This window comes from Paucibacter sp. KBW04 (assembly GCF_003852425.1).
Taxonomy (GTDB): domain Bacteria; phylum Pseudomonadota; class Gammaproteobacteria; order Burkholderiales; family Burkholderiaceae_C; genus Paucibacter_A.
Genome location: NZ_QAJN01000021.1, coordinates 37927 through 54297 on the forward strand (window position 1 = coordinate 37927; position 16371 = coordinate 54297).

Sequence of the window (16371 nt, forward strand, 5' to 3'; positions counted from 1 at the left end):
GTTCCTTCGTTTCAACAAACCCAAAGGACTCAAGCCATGTTCAATCTGATGAAGACCGCCATCCTGATGGCCGCCATCACTGCCTTGTTCATGGCCCTGGGCGCGATGGTGGGCGGCCGCTCCGGCATGATGCTGGCGCTGCTCGTGGCGCTGGGCATGAACTTTTTCAGCTACTGGTTCTCCGACACCATGGTGCTGAAGATGTACAAGGCACGGGAGGTGGACGAAAGCTCCGCGCCGCAGTTTTACGGCATGGTGCGCGAGTTGGCGCAAAAAGCTCAGCTGCCCATGCCGCGCGTCTATGTCATCGACGAGAACGCGCCCAATGCCTTTGCCACCGGCCGCAACCCTGAGCATGCGGCCGTGGCCGCGACCACCGGCATCATGCGGGTCTTGTCCGAGCGCGAATTGCGTGGCGTGATGGCCCATGAATTGGCCCATGTGAAGCATCGCGATATCTTGATCAGCACCGTCAGCGCCACCATGGCAGGTGCCATTTCCATGCTGGCCAATTTCGCCATGTTCTTTGGCGGGCGCGACAGCGAGGGCCGCAGCAGCAACCCTTTGGTCGGCATTCTGGTGGCTGTGCTGGCCCCCATCGCAGCCAGTGTGATCCAGATGTCCATCAGCCGTGCGCGTGAGTTTGAAGCCGACCGTGGCGGTGCCGAGATCTCCGGCGACCCGGCCGCCCTGGCCTCGGCCTTGGAGAAGATCCATCGCATTGCCCAGGGCATTCCTTTGGAAGCGGCCGAGCGCCACCCCGAGACGGCGCAGATGATGATCATGAACCCCTTGTCGGGCCGCGGCTTGGCCGGCTTGTTCAGCACCCACCCGGCCACCGAGGAGCGCGTGGCACGTCTGCTGGAGATGGCGCGCGGCTCTTGAACGCCCCCAGACCTGCCGCTTCGCGTCAGGCCCCCCGAGGGGGAGGAGAAACAACTTGGGGCGGCCCGGCCTTGTTTCTCATGAGCCAAGCCGTGGTCAAGACTTGGCGGCAATGGCCGATATGGTGGTGATGAAGCCAACTCTCTTCGCGCGCCCGCTGCTGGGTTTGAGTCTGTGTGCCGCCTTGGCAGGCCTGGGCGGTTGCGACCAACTGGGCATTGAAGACCCCGCCAAGATCCAGGCCGCCAAAGAAGCCGAGGGCAAGGCCATTGGCAGCGCCTGCCGCCATGCCATGCGCGCCATCGAAGACTGCTACACCCTCAACCCCAAGGCTCACAAGGCCTCGGTGTTTGCCGGTTGGCGTGAGATGGACGAGTACATGCGGGAGAACAAGCTAGAAGGCGTGGCGCCGGTTGTGCCGCGCCCCGAGCCCCGCAAACCGGCCAATGCCAACGCTGATGAGGCAGACGGCCATGGCGCTGAGAAGCCGGCTGACAAGGCCGCCAGCAAGGAAGAGGGCAAGGCTGCTGCCAAGCCCAAGGCCAAGGCCGAGCACTAAGAACTTGTCCGAGCTTGGCTGAACGCCGCGCTGAACCGTCCCCGCCGACCGTTCACCGCGGCGTTTTTGCATTTGGTGCCGTCGTTCTTGCAAGCGGTCGAATGCGCTTTGCTCCCTTGGGTGGCGCTGGCGAAGATGCCTGCACATCAACAAACTTGCTCTGCAGGAGGCTCCCCATGATTCAACGCCGTTTCTTTGCCGTTGCCGCGCTCACCACCGCCTTTGGCCTGGCCGCTGCTGCGGCGCCGACCCAGGCCTGGAGCTGGAATTGGGGCTCGGAGCAGGTGCGTGGTTCCGGCGAAGTGGTCAGCGAGGCGCGCGATCTGGGCAGCTTCGACGCGGTCAGCATGTCGGGCGGTTTTGTGGTCACCGTGCGGCAAAGCCGCAATGCCAAGGTGGAGGTGCGTACCGACCGGAATCTGCAGTCCCTGCTGGAGACCCGCGTGGTCGAGAACGGCAAGGGCCGCACCTTGGAGATCGCCCCCAAGAAGGGCTACAACCTTTCCGGCTCGGTGCGACCGCAAATCGTTGTGGAGCTGCCCGAGTTGCGCGCCGTCACGATCGGTGGTTCGGGCGATATCAAGGTTGAGGCGATGAAGAGCCCGCGCATCGATGCCAGCGTGGGCGGCTCCGGTGACATCAAGTTTGCCCAGCTGGAGACCGAGCAACTGGTGCTCAGCGTGGCCGGCAGCGGCGATATCTCGGCCGCGGGCACGGCCCAGGTTTTGAAACTGTCGGTGGCCGGCTCCGGTGATGTGCATGCTCGCGAGATGCAGGCCGATGAGGTCAAGGCCAGCATCGCCGGCAGCGGCAGCGCCCAGGTGAATGCGCGCAAAAGCCTGAGCATCTCCATCGCGGGCTCGGGCGATATCGGCTATGTCGGCAACCCCCAGGTCAGCACCTCGGTGGCGGGCAGCGGCCGCATCAAGAAGCTGGACTGATTGATCCTCTGGCAAGACTTGACCCGGGCCTGATGCAAGCCCTTGGGTCAGACCAGATTTGGGGCCCATAGGACAATCACGCTTATGGGTCCTTCTTTTTCGTCCGCCTCCCCTTCTGCGCCAAGGCCAATCGTGCCGATGTGGCGTGATCCCGAATTCAAGCGAGGGGCCCGCGAGATGGTGGCCATCAGCCTGGGCATCTCGGCCTGGGGCTTGGTGACCGGCGTGGCCATGGTCAAGAGTGGGCTGAGCGTCGGCTTGGCCTTGCTGATGAGTTTTGTGGTCTTTGCCGGCAGCTCGCAACTCGCGGCCCTGCCTCTAATCGCCAGTGGCGCGCCGCTGTGGGTGCTGTGGGCCACGGCCTTTTGCGTCAATCTGCGCTTTGTGATTTTCAGCACCCAGTGGCGCATGTACTTCGGCCATCTGCCTCTGCTGCGCCGCATGTCCATCGGCTACTTCGCCGCCGACCTCAATTACGTGACTTTTTTGAAGCGCTGGCCTGATGGCAAGCCTGCGCCCGAGCAAGAGCCGTATTACTGGGGCGGCGTGTCGCTGAACTGGTTGTCCTGGCAAGTGCCTTCGGTGGCTGGCATTTTGCTAGCCGAGCGCGTGCCTACCGAATGGGGTCTGGGCTTTGCCGGTGTGCTGGCCTTGCTAGGCCTGGCCTACTCCCTGCTGCGCGACCGCAATACCTGGGTCTCGGGGGCGGTCGCTGCCTGTGCGGCGGTGGCGGCCTACGGCCTGCCGCTGCGACTCAATATCCTGGTGGCCATCGCTGCCGCCGTGGCCATGGGCTTGCTGATGGAGTACAGCTTCCCCGAGAAAAGGAAGCAAGCATGAGCACCTGGGAAATCGTCTTGGGCATCCTTGGCATGGGTCTGATCACCTTGCTGACCCGCAGCTTCTTCCTGCTGCCGAAAAAGGAGATCCCCATGCCCGACTGGGCCAAGCAAGGCCTGCGCTATGCGCCTTTGGCGGCCCTGGCGGCCGTCATCGTGCCGGAGATCGTGATGAGTCATGGCGTGCTCATCGACACCTGGAAGGATGCCCGCCTCTACGCCACGGCCGTGGGCACGGCTTACTTCTTCTGGCGGCGCGACATTTTGGGCACCATTTTGAGCGGCACGGCGGTGATGCTGGCGCTGCGCATAGGCCTGGGCTGGTGAGCCCGGCGGGCTTGGTAAGCTTCGCCCTTGATGCAGGGCTGTGCACTTTTCTTGCTAGTCCTGGCCGGAGTTTCTTGCTTTTCCAAAACCAACCCGATTCGCTACGAATCCTTCCGAGACAGCCATGAACGTTATCCGTTTCAATGATTTGATCAGCAGCGGCCAGGTGGCCAATAAGCGCGTCTTCATCCGCGCCGACCTCAATGTGCCGCAGGACGATGCCGGCAACATCACCGAAGACACCCGCATCCGCGCCTCCATCCCCTGCATCGAGGCGGCCCTGAAGGCCGGTGCCGCGGTGATGGTGACCTCGCATCTGGGCCGCCCCACCGAGGGTGAGTTCAAGCCCGAGGATTCGCTGGCCCCCGTGGCCAAGCGCCTGGGTGAGTTGCTGGGCCGTGAAGTGCCCGTGCTGGCCAACTGGGTGGACGGCGTGACGGTGGCCCCCGGCCAGCTGGTGCTGCTGGAAAACTGCCGCGTCAACAAGGGCGAGAAGAAGAACGACGAAGCGCTGGCCAAGAAGATGGCCGCTTTGTGTGACATCTTCGTCAACGATGCATTTGGCACCGCCCATCGCGCCGAAGGCACGACCTATGGCATCGCCCAGTTCGCGCCCATCGCCTGCGCTGGCCCCTTGCTGGCGGCCGAGATCGATGCCATTGGCAAGGCCTTGAGCGCGCCCAAGCGCCCCCTGGTCGCCATCGTGGCTGGCTCCAAGGTTTCCACCAAGCTGACCATTTTGAAAGCCTTGTCCGAGAAGGTGGACGGCCTGATCGTCGGCGGCGGCATCGCCAACACCTTCATGCTGGCGGCTGGCCTGAAGATCGGCAAGTCGCTGGCGGAGCCGGATCTGGTGGCCGAGGCCCAAGCCGTCATCGACGCCATGAAGGCCCGTGGCGCGGCCGTGCCTATTCCTGTTGACGTGGTGGTCGCCAAGCGCTTTGCTGCCGATGCGCAAGCCTCGGTCAAGGCCGCTGCCGATGTGGCGGATGACGATTTGATTTTGGACATCGGCCCGCAAACGGCTGCGCTGCTGGCCGAGCAGCTCAAGGCCGCCGGCACCATCGTGTGGAACGGCCCGGTCGGCGTGTTCGAGTTTGATGCCTTTGCGAACGGTACGGAAACCATTGCCCGCGCCATCGCGGCCTCCAGCGCCTTCTCCATCGCAGGCGGCGGTGACACCCTGGCGGCCATCGCCAAATACGGCATCGAGAAGGATGTGGGTTATATCTCCACCGGCGGCGGCGCCTTCCTGGAAATCTTGGAAGGCAAGACCCTGCCTGCGTTTGAGATCCTGGCCAAGCGCGCCGCGGCCTGAGGCCGCAGCGGCGCCTGGTGCAGGCGCCGCAAGACTGAGTCGCAAAAACGAAAGCGCCGGAGTCGGCTGACTCCGGCGCTTTTCTATTTGGAACGCGTCAGCGCTGGCTTATTTGGCGCTGCGGGTCTTGCGGCGCGCCGCGACGACGGCCCCCAGGCCCAGAGCAAACAGGGCGAAGGTGGAGGGCTCGGGCACGGCCGTCACCGACACGCTGTCCAGCAAGGCGAAGGGCGGCACGCCGTTCGGGCCACCGCCGGCCAAGAAACTCAGCACCGCATTGCCTGCGCCCACGGTGAAGGTCATGGTTTCATGCTTCCAGCCGGTGAAACCATGGCTGGGGTTGTTGAAGGTCACGGTGGATTGCGAGGCGGCCGAGCCCAGCTTGACGGTCCAGGACTCCCAGGTATCACCGGTGTAGCCGTACTGCTGGGCGGCGGCCCAGTCAAAACTGACTTGGTAGGTGCCGGCGGCCAGATTCGTCAAGGTTTGAGTCAGCGGGCCTTGCGTACCCCAGACCGGGTCGGCAGCGAAGAAGTTGCCGCCCGTCGGGCTGTTCGAGGCCAGGGCGCTGCCGCCATTGCTGCCGTTCCACAAGCTCAAGGGGCCCGAGTTGCCGCTGACGGTGGCGCTGATGTCCGAGAAGACAAAGCTGTAATTGCCCGAGGGCACGGACCAGCCGGTTAGATTGGTGTTGTAACCCACCTGCTTGTTCGTGCCATTGGTGGTGGAGGAGAAGCTGCCGTTGGTGACCAGTTCCAAAGCCTGGGCTTGCGGTGCGGCGCAGGCCAAGCTCAAGAGCAGGCCAGTGGCGCTGAAAAGGTTTTTGATAAACATGCTGCGGTGCTCCGAAATCATTGGGTGAGCCCATTCTTGGCGGGATCCCATGCAGGCGTCACCCCGTGACTCAGGTGCTGGCGGCATGGCTCGTGATGGAGCGCACACTTGAGCACCGACCTGTCCCGTCTTCGCGCTACGCCGCATCGGCATACCTTCTTGCGTTCTTTGCATGGGTGTACGGAGTGTCCGCAGTGGAGGGTGGGAATTGGCGGGGTAAATTCGACCCCCCGAGTTTCGGCACGCCCTCTGGACGACCCAGGGCCGGGCCGAACCCACAAGACGGAGACATTGATGAGCGAGATCACCAAAAAGGACAAGACCCTGTCCCCGGCCGAAGCGGCCTTGCGCGAGGCCGCGCTGGACTATCACCGCGCGCCCACGCGCGGCAAGATCGCCGTCACTCCCACCAAGGCCTTGTCCAACCAGCGCGACCTCTCGCTGGCCTACTCGCCCGGCGTGGCCTATGCCTGCCTGGCGATTGAGGAAGACCCCTCGCTGGCGGCCGACTTCACTTCGCGTGGCAATTTGGTGGCGGTGATCACCAATGGCACGGCCGTGCTGGGCCTGGGCGATATCGGCCCGTTGGCCTCCAAGCCGGTGATGGAAGGCAAGGGCTGCTTGTTCAAGAAGTTCGCCGGCATCGATGTGTTTGATATCGAGCTGGCCGAGCGCGACCCCGACAAGCTGGTGGACATGATTGCCGCCATGGAGCCAACGCTGGGCGGCATCAATCTGGAGGACATCAAGGCGCCCGAGTGCTTCTATATCGAGAAGAAGCTCAAGGAGCGGATGAATATCCCCGTCTTCCACGACGACCAGCATGGCACGGCCATCATCTCCAGCAGCGCTTTGCTGAACGGCCTGGAGCTGGTGGGCAAGGACATCGCCAGCGTCAAGCTGGCCGTGTCGGGCGCGGGGGCTGCGGCCACCGCTTGTCTGGACCTGATGGTAGGCCTGGGTGTTAAACGCGAGAACATCTTTGTCTGCGACTCCAAGGGCGTGATTCAGGACCAGCGCGAGGACGCGAAGGCCGGCAAGCTGGACGAGAGCAAGCAGCGCTATTGCCAGGTCACGACCAAGCGCAGCCTGGCCGATGTGGTCGATGGCGCCGATGTGTTCCTGGGTTGCTCGGCCGCTGGCGTGTTGACGCAAGACATGGTCAAAACCATGGCGCCCAAGCCCATCATCCTGGCCCTGGCCAACCCCGAGCCCGAGATCCGCCCCGAACTGGCCAAGGCGGTGCGCCCGGACTGCATCATCGCTACCGGCCGCTCGGACTACCCGAACCAAGTCAACAACGTTCTCTGCTTCCCCTACATCTTCCGCGGTGCGCTGGACTGCGGTGCTAGCAAGATCACGGAGGAAATGAAGCTGGCCTGCGTGCGCGAGATCGCCGCCCTGGCCAAGGCCGAGACCAGCGACGAGGTGGCGGCTGCCTACGCCGGCGAGGTGCTGGCTTTTGGTGCCGACTACCTGATCCCCAAGCCCTTCGATGCGCGCCTGATTCTGCGCATCGCCCCGGCCGTGGCCAAGGCGGCCGAGGCCTCCGGCGTGGCCGCACGCCCCATCAAGGACTTGGACGCTTACCGTCAGTCGCTGGAACGCTTTGTCTACCAGACCGGCATGTTCATGCGCCCGGTCTTCACGGCCGCCAAGGCCAACCCAGCGCGTGTGATCTATGCCGAGGGTGAGGACGAGCGCGTGCTGCGCGCCGTGCAAGTGGCGCTGGACGAAGGCATCGTCAAGCCCACCCTGATCGGCCGCCCCGAAGTGATCCAGACCCGCATAGCACGGGCCGGCCTGCGCCTCAAAGTGGGCGTGGATGTGGCGGTGATCGACCCCGACAACGATGCCCGCTTCCGCCAGTACTGGGAGGCCTACCATCAGGTGATGGGCCGCCGTGGCGTGACGCCGGACATGGCCAAGGCGGCGGTGCGCCGTTCGGCCACCACCATCGGCGCCCTGGCCATCAAGCTGGGTGATGCGGACGCGATGATTTGCGGCATGGTGGGGCGCTTCGACAGCCATCTGGAGCATGTCAACGACCTGATCGGCCTCAAGCCCGGCGCCAAGACCCTGGCCACCATGAATGCGCTGATGCTGGAGCAGCACACCCTGTTCCTGACCGACACCTTCGTCAATGACAGCCCGGACGCCGAGCAATTGGCCGAGATCGCCGCCATGGCCGCCGAGGAGGTGAAGCGCTTTGGCCTGCCGCCCAAGCTGGCCTTTGTTTCGCACAGCATGTTTGGCTCCAGCAAGCGGCCTTCGGCGCTGAAGATGCGCCAGGCTTATGAGTTGTTTGCGGCCGCCAATCCGGAAATCGAGGCCGAGGGCGAGATGCATGGCGATGCAGCCTTGTCGGAATCGGTGCGTTCCAGCTTCCTGCCGGACAGCCGCCTCAAGGGCGCGGCCAATCTGCTGGTGCTGCCCACGCTGGACGCGGCCAACATCCTCTTCAATGTGCTGAAGATCAGCAGCAGCCATGGCGTGACCGTAGGCCCCATTCTTTTGGGCGCGGCCGCGCCGGTGCACATCCTGACGCCCTCGGCCACGGTGCGCCGCATCGTCAATATGACGGCGCTGGCGGTGGCCGATGTGCTGGCCGAGCGGGGCGCGAAATAAGCGCTCTTGAGCGCTGAAGCCAGCGCTTGAAACCTGCTTGAATTCAAAGGCCCGGCATTGCTGGGCCTTTGTCGTTTGGCGCCGGCGGCGATTCGCGCACCGGGCTTGCATTGGTAACCCGCTGTAATCGACTTTCCCCCGATTTGCGCTCCATAATCGCTCGCCTGTAACTTTATTTCAGCGAGAGCCAGCTATGTCCCGTGCCACCAAGATTGTTGCCACCCTCGGCCCCGCGTCGTCGTCGCCGGAGATCCTGGCGCGAATGATCGCGGCTGGCGTCGACGTGGTGCGGCTGAACTTCTCGCATGGCAAGGCGCAGGACCATATCGACCGCGCCAAGCTGGTGCGCGAGGCGGCCGCCCTGGCGGGCAAGTCGGTGGCCATCATGGCCGATCTGCAGGGCCCCAAGATCCGCGTCGGCAAGTTTGAGAACGGCAAGATCGAGCTGGTCAACGGCCGCCCCTTCATCCTGGACGCCGACCGCACCGAGCTGGGCAATGAAGACATTGTTGGCCTCGATTACAAGGAACTGCCGCGCGATGTGAAGCCTGGCGATACCTTGCTACTGAACGACGGCCTGTTGGTGCTGACGGTGGAAGCGGTGCGCGGTGCGGCCGTGCACACCATCGTCAAGATGGGCGGCGAGCTGTCGAACAACAAGGGCATCAACAAGCAGGGCGGCGGCCTGACCGCGCCGGCCCTGACGGGCAAGGACATGGAAGACATCAAGACCGCGATGAGCTTCCAGTGCGAATACCTGGCGGTGAGCTTCCCCAAGAACGCCACCGATATGGAGATGGCGCGCCAGCTGGCCAATGTGGCCGGCGAGCCCTATCGCCACAAGCCCGGCATGATCGCCAAGATCGAGCGTTACGAAGCCATCCCCCATCTGGAAGCCATTCTGAAGGCCAGCGACGGCATCATGGTGGCGCGTGGCGACCTGGCCGTGGAAGTGGGTAATGCGGCCGTGCCGGCCCTGCAAAAGCGCATGATCAAGCTGGCCCGTGAGCTGGACAAAGTGGCCATCACCGCCACCCAGATGATGGAGTCCATGATTGTCAACCCGGTGCCCACCCGCGCCGAGGTGTCCGACGTGGCCAATGCCGTGCTGGACGGCACCGACGCCGTCATGCTCAGCGCCGAAACCGCCGCCGGCAAGTTCCCGGTCGAGACCATCGAGCAGATGGCTGCCATCGCCCTGGAAGCCGAGCGCGCCGAGTTCGTCACCCTGGACACCGATTTCGCCGGCCGCCAGTTCGCCCGCATTGACCAGTCCATCGCCATGGGTGCCTTGTTCACCGCCCATCACCTGGGCTGCAAGGCCATCCTGGCCCTGACCGAGTCGGGCTCGACCGCCTTGTGGATGAGCCGCCATCGCATCCAAGTGCCTATCTTCGCGCTCACCACTACGGCGGTCAGCCAGCGCAAGATGTCGCTCTACCGCAATGTGCGCCCCTTGCTGATGCCCAAGTACGAGGACAGGGACACGGCCCTGGCCGCGGCGGAACAGATCCTGGTCGATATGGGCGTGCTGATGCCGGGCGACACCTATGCCATCACCTGCGGTGAGCCCATGGGCTATCCAGGCGGTACAAATATGCTGAAAGTCTGCCGCGTCGGCGGTTGATCGGCTTATTCGGGCTTTGACCCGGGCCTGGCGGGGCGAGAATAGGGCCACTCTTTTGTAAAAAAGTCCCATTTGTCTTGGGGCTTGCGAACATGAACCCTGCCTCTGCGCCCGAAAGGGCCGGAACCGCCACCCTGCTCCAGCGGCGCCAGCTTCTTTGTGCCGCTGTCGGGGCGGGGGCGGGCTTGGCTGGGACGTCTATGCCGGCTCGCTCGACCGAGCGCCTGCAAGTGCCCATAGGCTTGGGCAGCAAAGGGCCTCGCCCCTTTGTGGGCAAGCTCTTGGACCTCATCGCACAGGCGGCCAATATTGAATGGCAGCCGCAGTTCGTGCCTTTTGCCCGTCAGGTTTTGATGGCTGAACGTGGCCAATGCCTGGCCTTCGGGCTCTCTCGCAGCGAGCCTCGAGAGTTGGTGTTCGAGTTCTCCGAGCCCTTGTTTGTGAATCATGCTTGGCTGGTGGTGCGGCGCGACAAGGTCTTCAATTACCGTGGTGTCGAAGATCTACGGGATCGCGTGCTCTGCCTGCCGCGAGGCGTGGTCATGGGGCCCGAGTTGGAGGCGGCGCGTGGCAGCCTGATCCAGGTCAAGCAAACCGATGTGGACATCGCCGCCCGAGTGCGCATGGTGGTGGCCGGGCGCTGTGATCTCTTGTTGGCTACCTACCGCAGTGCACGGCCGGAGTCCCTGGCGCGCATGCTGGGCCTGCCTCCCGGCAGCGCGTCTGAGCTCACTTATCTGCCCAAACCGGTCGAGGTCAGCCCGGTTTACTTGGCCGCCGCGCGCGGCAGCGATCTGGCCCAGCGCGCACTGCCTCGCATCAACATCGCCTTGCGCCAGCAGGCCAAGGCCATCGAGGCCTTGGCCAATAGCGATATCTGAGAGCGAAAGCTGAGCGCTGTTTCGCGCGCTGTTTCGTGGGGCTAGGCCGTTGCCGTCGCGCTGTCTTGCGCGCTCTTGATCAGTGCGGCGATGCGCGGAGTCGTATGGGTGGGGTGCAGTTCCACGCCGGGGTTGGCGCGGGCGAACACGCGGAACAACTCGTCGACAAAGCCATGGCCCACATCTTCGACGCCGCTGAAATTGATCTCGGCGCGGCGGAAGGTCGTCAAGCGGGCGGCCACCCGGCGCGCTTGAGCGCGGCTGTCCAGGGGCTGGCCGGGCCCGGCCAGCAGCTGCAGAGAAATCACGGTTTGATCAAACTCGATGCCGCTGCCGTCCAGGCTCCAGGCGCCCATCACCTGGTCCAGGGTGCGCTGGGTGTCCAGGGCGATGGCCATATAAATTGAGCTGCCCTGGCGCGGCATGGGGCGACCCGGGCGCCAGCCACTGGATTCCCATGCACGGCGCTGGAAGGCCGTGCCATTGGCGTGGATGTCGAATACATCGGCCAGTTGGGAGCTGAAGAAGAGGCCGCGGCCGGTGTGCGCCTCAGGTTGGCTGGTCAGCCGGCCTTTGCTGAGTTCCAGCATGGCGTGCTGGGCATCTTCAATCTCAAAAGCCTGGCAGATCTTGTCGAAAACGCCACAACCGTCATCCGAAACCAGTAACTGCACATGGCTGGGCGTTTGGCGCAGCGACACAGTGACGCTGCTGCCGCCGCTGTGGTCGGCCGCGTTGTTCACCAGCTCGGTAAAGCCGTGGCGAATCATGCGGCCCACATGGGCGGGCAGGGCGAAATGGGGCGCGAAATCGCGCTGCCAGGGCAGGTCTTCCTGCAGGCCATACAAGGTATAGGAGCGGGCCACTTGGCGCAAGGCGCCGGGGCTGTAGACGGGGCGGCGATCGCTGCCGCTGCGGCTCAGCCATTGGGCATCGACCAGGCGGCGCAGGGCGGCGAGTGCGGCGCGGCGGCTGGCGCCGGTGCGTTCCTCGATATGGCTGGCCAGGTCCAGCGAATGCTCGCCGGCCGCGGCGGTGATCCAAAGCGTGAGGTGATCGATAGAAAGTCGTGTCGACATGCAGGGCTCCCTGGCTGTGCGTCCCGGCCCACGCGGCAAGCCCAGGAAAAAGTGTGTCGCGGCAGCCTAATCGCTTGCTTGGGCGGTAGCAATAGCCATTGCCCCCGGTTCGGGCGCCTGGAGTCGACATGAGCTGCCGCTAGAATCAAACGAGTTACAGAGCGGTTACAGCGGCAAACTGGTAGTGGGTCGCCGTGGCCAGCGCCTGAAAAAGCATTTCAAACTCCCGGAGAACTTCATGGCTCTCGTTTCAATGCGTCAATTGCTGGATCACGCGGCCGAGCACGGCTACGGCATCCCAGCCTTCAACGTCAACAATCTCGAACAGGTGCAGGCCGTCATGGCAGCGGCCGACGAGGCCGGTGCGCCGGTGATCCTGCAGGCCTCGGCCGGTGCGCGCAAATACGCGGGTGAAAGCTTCATCAAGCATTTGATTCAGGCCGCTGTCGAGGCCTATCCGCACATCCCTTTGGTGATGCACCAGGATCACGGTCAAACCCCGGCGATCTGCCAAGGTGCCATCGACCTGGGCTTTAGCTCGGTGATGATGGACGGCTCCCTGCAAGCCGACGGCAAGACGCCGGCCAACTTCGATTACAACGTGGACGTGACCCGCCAGGTCGTTGCCCTGGCCCACAAGGTCGGCGTCACCGTCGAGGGCGAGCTGGGCTGCCTGGGTTCGCTGGAAACCGGCGAGGCGGGTGAGGAAGACGGCATCGGCGCCGTCGGCAAGCTGGATCACAGCCAGATGTTGACCGACCCGGAGGAAGCCGCCCAATTCGTCAAGGCCACCGGCCTGGACGCGCTGGCCATCGCCATCGGCACCAGCCACGGCGCTTATAAATTCACCCGCAAGCCCACTGGCGACATCCTGGCGATCTCGCGCGTGAAGGAGATCAATGCCCGCATCCCCAACACCCATCTGGTGATGCATGGGTCCTCCAGCGTGCCGCAAGAGCTGCTGGAGCAGATTCGCCAGTACGGCGGCGCCATGAAGGAAACCTATGGCGTGCCGGTCGAAGAGATCCAGGAAGCCATCAAGTACGGCGTGCGCAAGATCAATATCGACACCGATATCCGTCTGGCCATGACCGGTGCGGTGCGCAAATTCCTGGTCGAGAACCCCGACAAGTTCGACGCCCGCGAATGGCTCAAGCCCGCGCGCGAGGCCGCCAAGCTGGTCTGCTTGCAGCGCTACCGCCAGTTCGGCTGCGAAGGCCAGGCCGGCAAGATCAAGGCCCGCAGCCTGGTCGATGTGGCCGCTGCCTATGCCCGTGGCGAGCTGAATCAAGTCGTTCAGTAAGTCTTAGGCGCCGGCAAAAGCCGGCTCGTCTAGAGAGTAAAGCCCGCCCGCGCTCCCGCTGGCGGGCTTTTTGCTTTGAATGCCGCCTAAAATCCCTCCTCTTTTGCCCTCTCCCCGCCCATCATGACCGCAGCTCTCCTGAATTCCTCGCTGACTTCCTTGCCTCTGATCGCTCGCGGCAAGGTGCGTGAAAACTATGCGGTCGGCGAGGATCGCATCCTGATGGTGGCCAGCGACCGCATCTCGGCCTATGACGTGATCATGGGCGAGCCCATCCCCGGCAAGGGCGCCTTGCTGACCCAGATGGCCTTGTTCTGGTTCCAAAAGCTGGACGGCATCGTGCCCAATCATCTGACCGGCGAGGACCCGCTGTCGGTGGTGGGCGAGGCCGACAAGGCTCAGGTCAAGGACCGCTCCATGCTGGTCAAGCGCCTGAAGCCCCTGCCCATCGAGGCTGTGGTGCGCGGCTATCTGGCCGGCAGCGGTTGGGCCGAGTACAAGCAAAACGGCGAGGTCTGTGGCGTCAAGCTGCCGGCCGGTTTGCAAAACGCCAGCAAGCTGCCCCAGCCCATCTTCACCCCCGCCACCAAGGCCGAGATGGGGGACCATGACGAGAACATCAATTTCGAGCGCTGCGTGGAAATCATCGGGCAGGACCTGGCCGAACGCGTGCGCGACATCTCCATCCAGCTCTATCAGCGCGCCGCCGACTTCGCGCTGAGCAAGGGCATCATCATTGCCGATACCAAGTTCGAGTTCGGACTGGATGCCGACGGCACCCTGACTTTGATGGACGAGGTGCTGACGCCCGACTCCTCGCGCTACTGGCCGGCCGAGAGCTATGCCGTGGGCAGCAACCCGCCCAGCTATGACAAGCAGTTCCTGCGCGACTGGCTGGAGCAAGCCCAGGTGGATGGCAAGCCCTGGGGCAAGGTGGCGCCGGCGCCGGCCTTGCCGGCCGAGGTGATCGAGAACACGGCCGCCAAGTACGGCGAAGCCCTGCAACGCCTGACCCAATGAAGGCCATCAAAAGCCGCTTGCTCAAGCGCCTGGAGGTCGAGATTGCGGCCTCCAAGACCTTGGCCAAGACCTCCTGCCTGCGCGCTCAGCGGGCCCTGCTGTTTGCCCGCCATGGCCATATGGCCGAGGCGCGCGAGCAGCTCACCGATCTGCATCAGCTGGCTTTTCAACACCCGCACCCCGAGGTCGGGGCCTGGCTGCATTTCGCCGAAGGCCTGATGAGCTATTACACCGATTTCAGCAGCGCCGCGCAGGAGAAGATTGCCCGCGCCCATGCGATTGCCAAGTCGGTGGGCTTGAACAATCTGGAGGCTTTGAGCGCCGCCTGGCTGGCCCAGCTCGCTTACGTGCGCCACGATCTGCCCGAGATGCTGCGCCTGGCCCAAGCCTGCGATGAAAGCGCGGCGGGCACCGATTTCAGCGCCCGTTACCGTCTGTGCACCGTGCTGGGTCTGTCGCATCACTTTGCCAATCAAGAGGAGCAGGCGCGGCTTTGGTATGCCAAGGCGCGCACCCATGCGCAGGCCGAGGGCGATGACGCGGCCCTGTCCGCCCTGATGTACAACATGGCGGAGATGCGCACGGCCCAGGCCCGGCGTGAGTCTCTGGCCAGCCGATTTGCGCCGGGCGCGGTGGCAAGCTCGGGTCTGCTGCTCGGCGCCGACTCGATCAAGCATTACGACGAGGCGGTGGGCGGCTCGGTCAAGCCCGATCTGACCCCGGTGCTGCGTGCTCAGATCCTGACGGTGGAAGGCGATTTTGAGCAGGCAAGGCTGTTGTTCGAGGCCTATCTGCCCAAGGCCATGTCCACTGGCTTGGCCCGCCTGGGCAGCAGCTTGCTGGCCGATCTGGCCTGGTGCCGGGTCAATACCGGCCAGACCGAGCATGGCTTGCAACAGGCCAAGGAGGCGGAGATCGAGCTCGACCCGCTATGCGATGTGGACGACCGCGCCATCACCCACAGCCGCTTGGCCCAGGTTTACGGCCTGGTCGGTGATGCGACGGCCGCCGAGCGCCATGCGCAAAGCGCGGCCGCCGAATGGCAGGAATTTGCCCAACAGCAAAGCGCCTGGGCGGAGGCCTTGGCCGCGGCTCAGCTGCAGCCGCGTTAAAAAGACGCTCAGTTGAGCGCCATGCTCAGCTTGCGGCGGTACTGATCCAGCAGCGGGTCGGAGGGCGGCAGCACCGTGTGGCCGGCCAGTTGCAGGCCGCTCTTGGCGTCGTCGGCGGTGGCTTTGCCGGCCGGGGCCTTGGGCACCGGCTTGGTCATCAACTCAAGAATCGCCACATAGCTGATGCGGGCCAGGCCCTCATTCCAGCTCTTGTCGCGCATGATGATCTCCAGCAGATCGTCCATGGCGCCGGTGAAGTCGTGCGCGGCCCAACGGGCTTGGGCGAGCGTGAAGCGGGCCTCGAAATCGCGCTTGTTGCTCGCGATGGCGGCCTGCAGGGCGGCGGCGTCAATGCCTTCGCTGGCGCGCTGGCAGGCCCTCAGCCAATGCCCCAGGGCGGCAAAGCGGGCGTGGCGGGTGATGGTGTCGGCGGCCTTGGCGGCCACGGGTTCAAACGCTTGTTGGGCGGCAGCCAAGTCGCCCAGTTCCAGCAAGGCCTTGATGTAGTCGAAGCGGGCGGTCTCGTTGCTCGGGTCGGCTTCGACCGCGTGCTGCAGCTTGACCAGGGCCGATTCCACATCGCCTTCGGCCAGCAATTCCTCGGCCGCGGCCACTTCTTCCTGTGCCTCCAGGGCTTCGCCGCTGGGCACATGCTTGTCCAGGAATTCGCGGATCTGGGCCTCGGGCACATTGCCCACAAAGCCGTCCACCGGCTGGCCGCCGGCGAACATCACGCAAAAAGGAATGCTGCGCACGCCAAACATCTGGCTCAGCTGATCGCTGATCTGCGGCACCTCGTCGGCATTCACCTTGGCCAGCTTGAAGCGGCCGGCGTAGGCCACCTCCAGCTTTTCCAGCACCGGGCCCAGCACCTTGCAGGGGCCGCACCATGGCGCCCAGATGTCCAGCAGCACGGGCTGCTGCAAGGAGCCCTCGATCAATTCGGCTTGGAAGTTCTGTAGGGTGATATCGATCATGGCGGTGGGCAGCGGGCAGGGTTCTGATGGCGCTTGGGTGG

15 protein-coding genes are annotated in these 16371 nt (G+C 64.2%); 12 read left to right on the top strand and 3 right to left on the bottom strand.

Features of this window, described 5'->3' with window-relative positions; all coding sequences use genetic code 11:
* The first annotated feature begins 36 nt into the window (after window positions 1-36).
* The 6 genes from htpX to DBR47_RS23290 all read left to right on the top strand — a co-directional run bounded on the left by htpX (window position 37) and on the right by DBR47_RS23290 (window position 4869).
* Window positions 37-885: a zinc metalloprotease HtpX gene (gene htpX / locus DBR47_RS23265; protein ID WP_124454658.1), complete on the top strand. Its 849-nt coding sequence runs from the start codon at window positions 37-39 to the stop codon at window positions 883-885.
* A gap of 121 nt (window positions 886-1006) precedes the next feature.
* On the top strand, window positions 1007-1444 hold the full coding sequence (locus DBR47_RS23270; RefSeq protein ID WP_370454953.1) for a hypothetical protein: 438 nt from the start codon (window positions 1007-1009) through the stop codon (window positions 1442-1444).
* Between the two features lie 176 nt (window positions 1445-1620).
* Window positions 1621-2385 carry a head GIN domain-containing protein gene (locus tag DBR47_RS23275; RefSeq protein WP_197047243.1) on the top strand — a complete coding sequence of 255 codons (765 nt, stop codon included), beginning with the start codon at window positions 1621-1623 and terminating at the stop codon, window positions 2383-2385.
* Window positions 2386-2523: 138 nt separating this feature from the next.
* The gene (locus tag DBR47_RS23280; RefSeq protein ID WP_124454662.1) at window positions 2524-3225 is read left to right on the top strand and encodes an AzlC family ABC transporter permease; all 702 of its coding nucleotides are present in this window, start codon (window positions 2524-2526) and stop codon (window positions 3223-3225) included.
* Complete coding sequence (locus DBR47_RS23285; protein ID WP_124454664.1) at window positions 3222-3551, top strand: AzlD domain-containing protein; 330 nt, start codon at window positions 3222-3224, stop codon at window positions 3549-3551. Before DBR47_RS23280 ends, DBR47_RS23285 begins: the two co-directional genes overlap by 4 nt.
* 124 nt (window positions 3552-3675) lie before the next feature.
* On the top strand, window positions 3676-4869 hold the full coding sequence (locus DBR47_RS23290; protein WP_124454666.1) for a phosphoglycerate kinase: 1194 nt from the start codon (window positions 3676-3678) through the stop codon (window positions 4867-4869).
* Window positions 4870-4977: 108 nt separating this feature from the next.
* On the opposite strand, the gene DBR47_RS25190 is transcribed toward DBR47_RS23290, so the two are convergent.
* Window positions 4978-5703, bottom strand: a complete 726-nt coding sequence (locus DBR47_RS25190) for a PEP-CTERM sorting domain-containing protein (protein ID WP_231512473.1) — start codon at window positions 5701-5703, stop codon at window positions 4978-4980.
* Window positions 5704-5997: 294 nt separating this feature from the next.
* On the opposite strand from DBR47_RS25190, the gene DBR47_RS23300 reads away from it, so the two are divergent.
* From DBR47_RS23300 to DBR47_RS23310, 3 genes are all read left to right on the top strand, one after another.
* Window positions 5998-8331 (top strand): NADP-dependent malic enzyme, encoded by a 2334-nt coding sequence (locus DBR47_RS23300; RefSeq protein WP_124454668.1) that lies wholly within the window; start codon window positions 5998-6000, stop codon window positions 8329-8331.
* A gap of 193 nt (window positions 8332-8524) precedes the next feature.
* A complete protein-coding gene (gene pyk / locus DBR47_RS23305; RefSeq protein ID WP_124454670.1) occupies window positions 8525-9958 on the top strand; it encodes a pyruvate kinase in 1434 nt (477 codons plus the stop codon).
* Window positions 9959-10158: 200 nt separating this feature from the next.
* Entirely contained in the window at window positions 10159-10839 is a 681-nt protein-coding gene (locus tag DBR47_RS23310) for an ABC transporter substrate-binding protein (RefSeq protein WP_197047244.1), read from the top strand.
* A gap of 41 nt (window positions 10840-10880) precedes the next feature.
* On the opposite strand, the gene DBR47_RS23315 is transcribed toward DBR47_RS23310, so the two are convergent.
* Entirely contained in the window at window positions 10881-11918 is a 1038-nt protein-coding gene (locus DBR47_RS23315; RefSeq protein ID WP_124454674.1) for an STAS-like domain-containing protein, read from the bottom strand.
* Between the two features lie 238 nt (window positions 11919-12156).
* On the opposite strand from DBR47_RS23315, the gene fba reads away from it, so the two are divergent.
* From fba to DBR47_RS23330, 3 genes are all read left to right on the top strand, one after another.
* A complete protein-coding gene (gene fba, locus DBR47_RS23320; protein ID WP_124454676.1) occupies window positions 12157-13221 on the top strand; it encodes a class II fructose-bisphosphate aldolase in 1065 nt (354 codons plus the stop codon).
* A gap of 123 nt (window positions 13222-13344) precedes the next feature.
* Complete coding sequence (locus DBR47_RS23325; RefSeq protein ID WP_124454678.1) at window positions 13345-14241, top strand: phosphoribosylaminoimidazolesuccinocarboxamide synthase; 897 nt, start codon at window positions 13345-13347, stop codon at window positions 14239-14241.
* Entirely contained in the window at window positions 14238-15353 is a 1116-nt protein-coding gene (locus DBR47_RS23330; RefSeq protein WP_124454680.1) for a hypothetical protein, read from the top strand. The genes DBR47_RS23325 and DBR47_RS23330 overlap by 4 nt, the downstream gene beginning before the upstream one ends.
* Before the next feature lie 8 nt (window positions 15354-15361).
* Here DBR47_RS23330 and DBR47_RS23335 read toward each other — a convergent pair whose 3' ends face one another.
* The gene (locus tag DBR47_RS23335; protein ID WP_124454682.1) at window positions 15362-16330 is read right to left on the bottom strand and encodes a tetratricopeptide repeat protein; all 969 of its coding nucleotides are present in this window, start codon (window positions 16328-16330) and stop codon (window positions 15362-15364) included.
* Between the last annotated feature and the right edge of the window lie 41 nt (window positions 16331-16371).

Coding starts and splice junctions, on each gene's coding strand:
- htpX (WP_124454658.1), top strand. CDS start 37: ATGTTCAATCTGATGAAGACCGCCATCCTGATGGCCGCCATCACTGCC.
- DBR47_RS23270 (WP_370454953.1), top strand. CDS start 1,007: ATGGTGGTGATGAAGCCAACTCTCTTCGCGCGCCCGCTGCTGGGTTTG.
- DBR47_RS23275 (WP_197047243.1), top strand. CDS start 1,621: ATGATTCAACGCCGTTTCTTTGCCGTTGCCGCGCTCACCACCGCCTTT.
- DBR47_RS23280 (WP_124454662.1), top strand. CDS start 2,524: ATGTGGCGTGATCCCGAATTCAAGCGAGGGGCCCGCGAGATGGTGGCC.
- DBR47_RS23285 (WP_124454664.1), top strand. CDS start 3,222: ATGAGCACCTGGGAAATCGTCTTGGGCATCCTTGGCATGGGTCTGATC.
- DBR47_RS23290 (WP_124454666.1), top strand. CDS start 3,676: ATGAACGTTATCCGTTTCAATGATTTGATCAGCAGCGGCCAGGTGGCC.
- DBR47_RS25190 (WP_231512473.1), bottom strand. CDS start 5,703: ATGTTTATCAAAAACCTTTTCAGCGCCACTGGCCTGCTCTTGAGCTTG.
- DBR47_RS23300 (WP_124454668.1), top strand. CDS start 5,998: ATGAGCGAGATCACCAAAAAGGACAAGACCCTGTCCCCGGCCGAAGCG.
- pyk (WP_124454670.1), top strand. CDS start 8,525: ATGTCCCGTGCCACCAAGATTGTTGCCACCCTCGGCCCCGCGTCGTCG.
- DBR47_RS23310 (WP_197047244.1), top strand. CDS start 10,159: ATGCCGGCTCGCTCGACCGAGCGCCTGCAAGTGCCCATAGGCTTGGGC.
- DBR47_RS23315 (WP_124454674.1), bottom strand. CDS start 11,918: ATGTCGACACGACTTTCTATCGATCACCTCACGCTTTGGATCACCGCC.
- fba (WP_124454676.1), top strand. CDS start 12,157: ATGGCTCTCGTTTCAATGCGTCAATTGCTGGATCACGCGGCCGAGCAC.
- DBR47_RS23325 (WP_124454678.1), top strand. CDS start 13,345: ATGACCGCAGCTCTCCTGAATTCCTCGCTGACTTCCTTGCCTCTGATC.
- DBR47_RS23330 (WP_124454680.1), top strand. CDS start 14,238: ATGAAGGCCATCAAAAGCCGCTTGCTCAAGCGCCTGGAGGTCGAGATT.
- DBR47_RS23335 (WP_124454682.1), bottom strand. CDS start 16,330: ATGATCGATATCACCCTACAGAACTTCCAAGCCGAATTGATCGAGGGC.